This is a genomic window from Pseudoxanthomonas sp. LjRoot204_2, from assembly GCF_056175765.1.
In genome coordinates, this window is record NZ_JBGFFG010000400.1 from 1 (window position 1) to 3,047 (window position 3,047).

The following is a 3,047-nucleotide window of genomic DNA, read 5'->3' on the forward strand; positions in this document are numbered from 1 at the left end:
GAAGCTGTCGGGCGGCATCCGCATCTCGCTCGCCCAGTACCGTGAGCTGGCCGCGTTCGCGCAGTTCGCCTCGGACCTGGACGAAGCCACCCGCAAGCAGCTGGAGCGTGGCCAGCGCGTCACCGAGCTGATGAAGCAGAAGCAGTACGCGCCGATGTCCATCGCCCTGCAGGCGCTGTCCATCTACGCCGTCAACGAGGGTTACCTGGACGACGTGCCGGTCAACAAGATCCTGGCGTTCGAAGATGCGCTGCACGCGCACTTCACCAACACCCAGGGCGCGCTGGTCGATACGGTCAACAGCACCGGCAACTGGAACGACGAGATCGAAGGCGCCTTCAAGAAGGGCATCGCCGAGTTCAAGCAGACCGGTACCTGGTAATTGCGTAGGGTGGGCCCCGGCCCACCGTTCGTAGGCAGGCGGATCGCAGGTCCGCCCGACGAAGACGAAACAAGCGAGCGAGACATGGCAGGCGGACGCGAAATCAAAACCAAGATCAAGAGCGTGCAGAACACCCGCAAGGTGACGCGCGCGCTCGAGATGGTCTCGGCCTCCAAGATCCGCAAGGCGCAGGACCGCATGAAGACCTCGCGCCCGTACGCGCGGGCGATGAAGCAGGTGATCGGCCACCTGGCCCAGGCCAATACCGACTACCAGCATCCCTTCATGGTGGAGCGCAAGGACGTCAAGCGCGTCGGCTTCATCATCGTGTCGTCCGACCGCGGCTTGGCCGGCGGCCTTAACAACAACCTGTTCCGCAAGATGCTCGGCGAGATCCGCCAGTGGAACGAGAAGGGCGTCGAGGTCGACGTGGTCACCATCGGCCAGAAGGCCTCGGTGTACTTCCGCCGGGTCAAGGTCAACATGCTGGCCAGCGTGTCCCACCTGGGCGATGCGCCCAAGCTGGACCAGCTGATCGGCGTGATCAAGGTGATGCTGGACGCCTACACCGAAGGCTCGCTGGACCGCGTGTTCGTCGTCTACAACGACTTCGTCAACACGATGACCCAGCGCGCGGCGTTCGACCAGCTGCTGCCGCTGCCCGCCGCGGAAACGCAGGTCGCGCACCACGACTGGGACTACATCTACGAACCCGATGCCGAGACCGTGCTCGACCACGTGATCACGCGCTACATCGAGTCGCTGGTGTACCAGGCCGTGCTGGAGAACATCGCGTCCGAGCATGCGGCGCGCATGGTGGCCATGAAGGCCGCCAGCGACAACGCCAACAAGCTCATCGGCACCCTGCAGCTGGTCTACAACAAGGCTCGCCAGGCGGCGATCACCCAGGAAATCTCCGAAATCGTCGGCGGCGCGGCGGCAGTCTGACGCGCGTAGTCACAAGAATTCATCTAGAGGAATGCAGCAATGAGTCAGGGCAAGATCGTTCAGATCATCGGCGCGGTGGTTGACGTCGAATTCGCGCGCAACGAAGTGCCGAAGGTGTACGACGCGCTGAAGGTGGAGAACACCGCCATCACGCTCGAAGTSCAGCAGCAGCTCGGCGACGGCGTSGTGCGCACCATCGCCCTCGGTTCCACCGACGGCCTGAAGCGCAACCTGGTCGCCGTGAACACCGACAAGGCCATCTCGGTGCCGGTCGGCGCGGGCACGCTGGGCCGCATCATGGACGTGCTGGGCAACCCGATCGACGAAGCCGGCCCGGTGCAGGCGTCGGATCATTGGGAAATCCACCGTTCGGCCCCGTCGTACGAGGACCAGTCCTCGGCCACCGACCTGCTGGAAACCGGCATCAAGGTCATCGACCTGATGTGCCCGTTCGCCAAGGGCGGCAAGGTCGGCCTGTTCGGCGGCGCCGGCGTCGGCAAGACCGTCAACATGATGGAACTGATCAACAACATCGCCAAGGCGCACTCGGGTCTGTCCGTGTTCGCCGGCGTGGGCGAGCGTACCCGCGAGGGCAACGACTTCTACCACGAGATGAAGGACTCCAACGTCCTCGACAAGGTGGCGATGGTGTACGGCCAGATGAACGAGCCGCCGGGCAACCGCCTGCGCGTCGCGCTGACGGGCCTGACCATGGCCGAGTACTTCCGCGACGAGAAGGACGCGTCCGGCAAGGGCAAGGACGTGCTGCTSTTCRTCGACAACATCTWCCGCTWCACGCWGGCCGGTWCCGARGTSTCSRCRCTGCTSGGCCGCATGCCSTCSGCCGTGGGTTACCAGCCGACGCTGGCCGAGGAAATGGGCGTCCTGCAGGAGCGCATCACCTCGACCAAGACCGGTTCGATCACCTCGATCCAGGCCGTGTACGTGCCCGCGGACGACCTGACCGACCCGTCGCCGGCCACCACGTTCGCCCACTTGGACGCGACCGTCGTGCTGAGCCGCAACATCGCTTCGCTGGGTATCTACCCGGCCGTGGACCCGCTCGACTCGACCWSSCGCCAGCTSGACCCGAACGTCATCGGCCACGAGCACTACGACACCGCGCGCCGCGTGCAGTCGACGCTGCAGAAGTACAAGGAACTGAAGGACATCATCGCCATCCTCGGCATGGACGAACTGTCCGAAGAAGACAAGCAGGCCGTGTCGCGCGCCCGCAAGATCGAGCGCTTCTTCAGCCAGCCGTTCCACGTGGCCGAAGTGTTCACCGGCTCGCCGGGCAAGTACGTTTCGCTCAAGGACACGATCCGCGGGTTCAAGGCGATCGTCGACGGCGAGTACGACCACCTGCCGGAGCAGGCGTTCTACATGGTCGGCGGCATCGAAGAAGCGGTCGAGAAGGCCAAGAAGCTCGCCGAGAAGGCGTAAGCACGCAGGGTGGGCCCAGGCCCACCTTCGTGGCAACCGGCGGCGGCCCCAGGCCCGCCCTACACGGCAAAGAGAGTTCCATGAGCACCATCCGTTGCGACATCGTCAGCGCCGAGCAGGAAATCTTCCACGGTGAAGCCACCCTGGTCGTCGCCACCGGCGAGCTGGGCGAGCTCGGCATCGCGCCGAAGCACGCGCCGCTGATCACCCGCCTGAAGCCGGGCAAGGTGGTGGTGACGCTGGCCAGCGGCGAGCAGCTGGACTTCGCCAT

Annotated in this window: 3 protein-coding genes and 1 pseudogene; all 4 read left to right on the forward strand. The window is 64.8% G+C overall.

Features of this window, described 5'->3' with window-relative positions; genetic code table 11:
- A pseudogene (locus tag AC04L7_RS15500) lies at nt 1–382 on the forward strand (F0F1 ATP synthase subunit alpha); the annotation flags it as partial.
- An 84-nt stretch (nt 383–466) separates the two neighbouring features.
- On the forward strand, nt 467–1,330 hold the full coding sequence (gene atpG, locus AC04L7_RS15505; protein ID WP_093489856.1) for a F0F1 ATP synthase subunit gamma: 864 nt from the start codon (nt 467–469) through the stop codon (nt 1,328–1,330).
- A gap of 39 nt (nt 1,331–1,369) precedes the next feature.
- Complete coding sequence (gene atpD, locus AC04L7_RS15510; RefSeq protein WP_475513350.1) at nt 1,370–2,776, forward strand: F0F1 ATP synthase subunit beta; 1,407 nt, start codon at nt 1,370–1,372, stop codon at nt 2,774–2,776.
- Between the two features lie 80 nt (nt 2,777–2,856).
- On the forward strand, nt 2,857–3,047 hold a 191-nt coding region (locus AC04L7_RS15515; protein WP_475513351.1), incomplete at its 3' end, for a F0F1 ATP synthase subunit epsilon.